A 3,584-nucleotide genomic window follows, 5' to 3' on the forward strand; every position below is an offset into this window, starting at 1 on the left:
GATCACGATCGAGGACGGCACGCCCCGGATCGTCTTCGACGAGGCGGAGGGGGCCCAGCTCGACAAGTTGCGGCACCCGCTGGCAAGAGGAGCGGTCACCGAGTTCTTCGAGCAGGTCTTCGAGTGGCCGCAGTCGACCTACCAGTTCCATCCGTACTACTGGGCGGGTCTGGAGCGGTGGCGCGAGACGGCGCAGGCCAGCGGGGCCGACCCGGTGTTCGAGCAGTTCCTGAGGGCGGGCAGCGCGTCTGTGGTGGTTCCGGTGCGGCCGGGCTATGAGCGGCCGGCGTTGATGTTCCTGCTCACCGGCCTGATCTGGGCTGGGGGATACCTGCCGCTGCTCAACACCCAGGAGATCCTCGAGATCTACACCGATGTCGAGCTGGGCCGGGTGATCGACCCGCCCGAGCAGGTCGGCGAGCCGTGGCAGGTGCGGGTGCCGACCAGCTTGGTGATCCTGCAGGACAGCGGCGTGCTGCCACAGTTCCCGCCGGCCGAGCCCGAGGAGCCCGGTGAGCCTGAGGAACCGGGTGAGGAACCCGGCGAGGAGGAGCCGCCGGTGGGTCCGGTGCCGTTCTGGCAGGATCTGGAGCCCGAGCCGGACGCGTGATCGGCGGTGGAGCCCCGGTCTGACGGGCTGGCGCCCCTGATGGCCCGCCCCCATCTGAGGCCGCTGGGTTAGTCCATCACCCCTGATCTTCCGACGTAAGTCATTGGGGTCGCCTGATAACCAGACCCGTGAGCTTATGCAGGCACGCCATTGCGGGCGCCATCGCTCAGCTGCTCTGGTCGCGGCTGCCTGGCTACGAAGCTCGTTACATTGGGCCGAACCTGTTCAAGAACGGCCAAATGCTCGTGACGGATGTGGAACTTGGTCGTCAGTTCGGAGTAGGGGATCAGCGAGTCAAGGGCGAGTACCTCTACGCCGATGACGACGTCGTATGGATCGAGATCGACGTACACGCCGGGGGATACCTCGCAGGTGCGGGCCACTTCGCCGTCGCCCAGACGGAGGTAAGCGACATCGGCTGTGAAGTCGACGGTGAGAGTCGGATTCATCGGGCCCTCCTCAGTCCTTCCAGGCGACTGACTTGACTACAACGGTTCCTCTTGGCGGCCACGGCTCGACCACCCACACTTTGAGCACTCCCTGAGCAAGTCGCTTCTCCAACCGGTAGCTGCGCTTGTTGGGATCGTGCTGAGCACTGTCCGGCGCCTCGAGCACCTCCTCCACATTGGAGTCTTGGACGTGTCGTTCAATCATACGTTGCTGGGCGTGACGCGAGAGTCGATAGTCCGGGATCATGATGCTGGTTCAACTGGAGGGCACGGTGGTGAAGTAGAGTTCACGGGCGAGATCCTCATTGAGGAAGATGCCCACCTTGTAGCGCCCCGGAGCCAAGACGGGCAACTGCGTGTTCAATGCGAACAGAACGTGCCTGCGTCCCTCGCCGTAGGACGTTTCTTCCTCGGCTGTGGCCAAAGTCTCGAAGGAGAGAGTCGGCCCTTCAGACATTTCGAATTGGACTCTCACGTTGGCCTCGTACGGGGCGTGAAGGAACCGAATCCGACCTGCTACAGCGATAGGGAACAAGGTCCCGAGGGGAGCACTGACACGAAGGAAGCTCCCATCAATCACGGTGAGGCTCCCGGACGCATTCACTCTTGCCCACTCCGCGAGAAGTGCGTAGTCCAGTTCAACGTTGTGATCCACCCCGGAAGCCTAGCCTTCAGAAGCATATGCCTTCGCTGGCACCGTTTCTGTCCATCTCTCCAGGCAATGAGGCAGACGGATCTGCCACGCCGGTCGCTGCCCAAGCCCGAGTTCCTACGGATGTGGGAAGGGCTGACACCGGGGTGGGCTTCGCTGCTGGCGCTGCCTGAAGCCCGAGCCGGAGGCGTGATCGGCGGTAGAGCCCGCCGGTAAGCCGAGCCGAGCCGCCGATCCGCACCCTGGGGTGCACGATCCCGCGTTCTTGTGGCCCGATCCGCTCTCCCCCGACCCCGCTCGGCCCTCGGGGATTGGTAGAGCGACCCGCTGAATCGCGGTTTCGAGCCTTTGAATCGTTGCAAGCGTTGATGAGCGGGGCGAATTACCAATTCCCGCCAGGGAGCCGCCCACCGGGCCGTTGCCACGCCCGGCGTTCGGGAGGTGGAGGGTCCCCGGGGTGCCACGATCAGGAGGTGAGGGGCCCGGCCGGTGCCACGCCCGGCGTTCGGGAGGAAAGGGTGGGAAGCAGAGCGAGCCTAGTGGTGCGGAACGGAGCTTCCGGACACGAGCAGAACACGCAGTCGCACCGTGTCACGTAACGCGTCACATAATCGACGTGATGGTCAGCTTCCGGCACAAGGGCCTGGAGCAGCGGGAACGAGATGGTTCGAAGGCGACTGGTCGACTATCGCGATTACCACTGACTGGGGGTGAAAGATCATGGTGATGAAGAACCCGGTACACCCGGGGGAGATCCTCCGAGAGGACGTGCTGGCCGAGCTCGGGCTGAGCGTGACAGAGGCAGCTGCGCGGCTGGGCATTTCGCGGGTGACGTTGAGCAGGGTGCTCCAACGGCCATGCCGAGGTGAGCGCGAACCTTGCGTTGCGGCTGGAGGAGGTGGGGGTGAGCACCGCCCGGGCGTGGCTGGCTATGCAGGCTGACCACGACCTCGCCGCTGAACGGGCCGCTGGTGTCCCGACGGTCCGACGGCTCGACACCGTCGCTTGACCGGTCGCACCCGGATGACGGCTCAGCGGTTCAGCTCCAGGCCAGGCAGAAGGTATCGCCGACGACATCGACTTGGTGGCGTTCGAGCCGGACCCGAAGTCCCGGATGGGGGCTTCGCGGTTCATCGGGTTCTCTGCCGACGCCCAGCGCGTACTGGTCGTCATCGCGTTCCGGGACGCCGATGGAGATCTGCACGGCATCAACGCATGGCCGGCGACTGGCGCCGACTTGAAGTTCTATCAAGGAGGGATGGGCGATGGCGAAGACCATTGATCCGATTCTGGCTGCACGCCTGCGGGAAGAGTCCGAACGGACCCGCGAGGCTGCCTACCCTGCCACGGCGCGACCTACCCGGCCCAACCGCACCAAGGTGTACTCGATTCGTCTCAGCGAAGAAGAGCAGGCCCGCATCGAGCAGGTGGCTGATACGAAACACCTTCCCGCGTCCGCCCTGGTCAGCTCTTGGATTCTCGAAAGGCTGAACGAGGAGATCGCCTGACAGTCCTTCTCCCGTGCGGCGGCATCCGCGGTCAGCGACCAAAACCGTGGTGGTGCTGAGCCTCTGGACGCCACCGGGCGATTCGCACTCGGGCCTCAGCGGCTCAAACTCCAGGCCAGGTAGAACCCGCCCAGGGCGATCACCCACCGGCTGAGGGCCGCGGGGATGTAGCGCTGCACCAGCGGTCCGATGTTGCCGCCGATCAGGTTGCCCGCGAACATCAGCACCGCGGCCAGCCAGTCGACCGGGGCGAAGAAGATGAAGATCGCCGACGCGACCAGGTTCGAGATGCTGAGCAGGATCGTCTTCATCAGCACCGCCCGCGGCCACGGGTAGCTGGTCAGCACCAGCACGATGGCGAAGTA

8 protein-coding genes and 1 pseudogene are annotated in these 3,584 nt (G+C 64.7%); 4 read left to right on the forward strand and 5 right to left on the reverse strand.

Annotation, left to right across the window (positions count from 1 at the left end; genetic code table 11):
- Positions 1-610: hypothetical protein (locus WBL05_RS02830; protein ID WP_424223609.1), on the forward strand; the 610-nt coding region annotated here is incomplete at its 5' end.
- A gap of 134 nt (positions 611-744) precedes the next feature.
- Here WBL05_RS02830 and WBL05_RS02835 read toward each other — a convergent pair.
- From WBL05_RS02835 to WBL05_RS02845, 3 genes are read right to left on the reverse strand one after another with little or no spacing between them, the layout of a single operon-like run.
- Positions 745-1,059: a DUF2283 domain-containing protein gene (locus WBL05_RS02835; protein ID WP_424223610.1), complete on the reverse strand. Its 315-nt coding sequence runs from the start codon at positions 1,057-1,059 to the stop codon at positions 745-747.
- 10 nt (positions 1,060-1,069) lie between these two features.
- A complete protein-coding gene (locus WBL05_RS02840; RefSeq protein WP_424223611.1) occupies positions 1,070-1,306 on the reverse strand; it encodes a DUF4258 domain-containing protein in 237 nt (78 codons plus the stop codon).
- 9 nt (positions 1,307-1,315) lie between these two features.
- Positions 1,316-1,714 (reverse strand): hypothetical protein, encoded by a 399-nt coding sequence (locus WBL05_RS02845; RefSeq protein ID WP_424223612.1) that lies wholly within the window; start codon positions 1,712-1,714, stop codon positions 1,316-1,318.
- Between the two features lie 723 nt (positions 1,715-2,437).
- On the opposite strand from WBL05_RS02845, the pseudogene WBL05_RS02850 reads away from it, so the two are divergent.
- A pseudogene (locus WBL05_RS02850) lies at positions 2,438-2,551 on the forward strand (helix-turn-helix transcriptional regulator); the annotation flags it as partial.
- A gap of 25 nt (positions 2,552-2,576) precedes the next feature.
- Positions 2,577-2,720, forward strand: a complete 144-nt coding sequence (locus WBL05_RS02855; RefSeq protein ID WP_424223616.1) for a hypothetical protein — start codon at positions 2,577-2,579, stop codon at positions 2,718-2,720.
- A gap of 30 nt (positions 2,721-2,750) precedes the next feature.
- On the opposite strand, the gene WBL05_RS02860 is transcribed toward WBL05_RS02855, so the two are convergent.
- Positions 2,751-2,990, reverse strand: coding sequence for a hypothetical protein (locus WBL05_RS02860; protein ID WP_424223613.1), 240 nt, complete (start codon positions 2,988-2,990; stop codon positions 2,751-2,753).
- Here WBL05_RS02860 and WBL05_RS02865 point away from each other — a divergent pair.
- Positions 2,977-3,219: a DUF6290 family protein gene (locus WBL05_RS02865; protein ID WP_424223614.1), complete on the forward strand. Its 243-nt coding sequence runs from the start codon at positions 2,977-2,979 to the stop codon at positions 3,217-3,219. The two genes, WBL05_RS02860 and WBL05_RS02865, sit on opposite strands and share 14 nt — an antisense overlap.
- Before the next feature lie 95 nt (positions 3,220-3,314).
- On the opposite strand, the gene WBL05_RS02870 is transcribed toward WBL05_RS02865, so the two are convergent.
- A partial coding sequence (locus WBL05_RS02870) for a TSUP family transporter (RefSeq protein WP_424223615.1) occupies positions 3,315-3,584 on the reverse strand: 270 nt, incomplete at its 5' end.

Source organism: Brooklawnia sp. (assembly GCF_049651565.1).
Lineage (GTDB): Bacteria > Actinomycetota > Actinomycetes > Propionibacteriales > Propionibacteriaceae > Brooklawnia.